This window comes from Streptomyces sp. NPDC089915, from assembly GCF_040684675.1.
In the GTDB taxonomy this organism is placed as follows: Bacteria; Actinomycetota; Actinomycetes; order Streptomycetales; family Streptomycetaceae; genus Streptomyces.
The window spans coordinates 1-1,611 of record NZ_JBFBGN010000355.1; the positions used below are offsets into that span (position 1 = coordinate 1).

2 protein-coding genes are annotated in these 1,611 nt (G+C 72.2%); one reads left to right on the forward strand and one right to left on the reverse strand.

What is annotated here, in order from left to right; all coding sequences use genetic code 11:
* Positions 1-536 (forward strand): amidase family protein (locus AB0O29_RS35760; RefSeq protein WP_365160566.1); only part of this gene is annotated, 536 nt, incomplete at its 5' end.
* On the opposite strand, the gene AB0O29_RS35765 is transcribed toward AB0O29_RS35760, so the two are convergent.
* Positions 521-1,285 carry an SDR family oxidoreductase gene (locus AB0O29_RS35765; protein ID WP_365160569.1) on the reverse strand — a complete coding sequence of 255 codons (765 nt, stop codon included), beginning with the start codon at positions 1,283-1,285 and terminating at the stop codon, positions 521-523. The two genes, AB0O29_RS35760 and AB0O29_RS35765, sit on opposite strands and share 16 nt — an antisense overlap.
* Positions 1,286-1,611: the final 326 nt, after the last annotated feature.

The window sequence follows — 1,611 nt, forward strand, 5'->3', positions numbered from 1 at the left end:
TCCGGGTCGTCTGGAGTCCCACCCTGGGCTACGCCGACACCGCCCCGGCCGTCGCGGCCACCGCGCTGCGCGCGCTGGACCGGATCGCCCGGGCCGGCCTGTGCCGCCTCGTCGACCACCCGGTGGAGCTGCGCGATCCGGCCCCGGCCTGGACCGCCCTGCGCTCCGGCGCCGCTGACGGGAGCACCGGGGCCCTGCTCCAGGCCAACGCGCGGGCCCTGCGCGCGGCCTTCGAGGAGGCCGATCTCCTCGCCACCCCGACGACCCCGCACCCGCCGCACGGCCACGAGGGGCCCGGGGCGCGCATGAGCGTGGCGCTCACCTGGGCCTTCAACCTCTCCGGCCACCCCGCGCTCACCCTGCCCGCCGGCCGCACCCCCGACGGCGAACCGGTGGGCCTCCAGCTGATCGCCCGCCACCACACCGACGCCCGGCTCCTGGAAGCCGCCGCCGCATGGCACGGCACCTCACCGGTCCGCTCGGGCGCCGGCCCGTCGGGCGGGGCCCCGTCGGGCGGGGGTCAGCGGGTGGTGTAGCCGCCGTTGAGGAAGAGGGTCTGGCCGTTGGCCCACCAGCCGTCGGTGAGCATGTGCCGCACCCACGGGACGATGTCCTCGATCTTCGTGAGGTCCCCGTTCATCGCGGAGGACTTGTGGTACGCGACGGAGTCGTCGTCCTCGGCCGGGTAGAAGAAGGACGTGTCCATCGGGCCGGGGGCGATGTTGTTGACGGAGATGTTGCGGCCGAACAGCTCCTTGGACAGCGCACGGGTGAAGTGCTCGACGGGGGCCTTGCTGCCGGCGTAGGAGGAGTACAGGCCGGTGTAGGCGGCGAGGAGCGAGGTCACGATGGTGATGATCTTCCCGCCGTCCTCCATCCGGCGCGCGGCTTCGCGCATCACGAAGAACGCGGCCTTGGAGTTGACCGCGAACATGCGGTCGTACTCCTCCTCCGTGATCTCCGTGAGCGGCTTCTTCAGCACCATGCCCGCGGTGTTGACGCTGATGTCGAGCCTGCCGAAGCGTTCGACGACCTCGTCGAAGACGCGTTCCACCTCGGCGACGCTGGTCAGGTCGGCCTGGAGCGCGAAGGCCTCGCCGGGGCCGGCGTTGATCCGCGCGACGACGTCCTCGGCCTTGGCCTTGGAGGAGGGGCTGTTGTAGTGGACCGCGACCTTGGCGCCCTCGGCGCCGATGGTGGTGCTGATGAGCCCGCCGAGGTTGCGGGAGGCGCCGCCGACGAAGGCGACCTTTCCGGCCAGCGTCTTGGTGGGGGTGTTCACCATGGTCGTTCTCCTTGAGAGAGCACGGAGGGCAGGGACTGCCCCTCGGGACGGGTGATCCGCGCGCCCCGTGTCCCGCAGCATGCACGGTGTCCTGGGGAGCGTTCTTGGACGATCCGCGCGGCCGTTGGGACGATCCGCGCATCGCCGGTACGGGCGCACGGCGGCGCACCGGTCACCGTCCGCCCCCGGACTTGTGCGTACAGTGGCACCGCTCGCGTCACGGGTGGGGGACGGGGAGAATCGTGGGCGTGGTGGGTTCGCACATCAAGCCGGGGTACTGGTAGATCGCGAGCCCGGCGGCGTTGGTGCCGGGTCCGGCGGGCTCC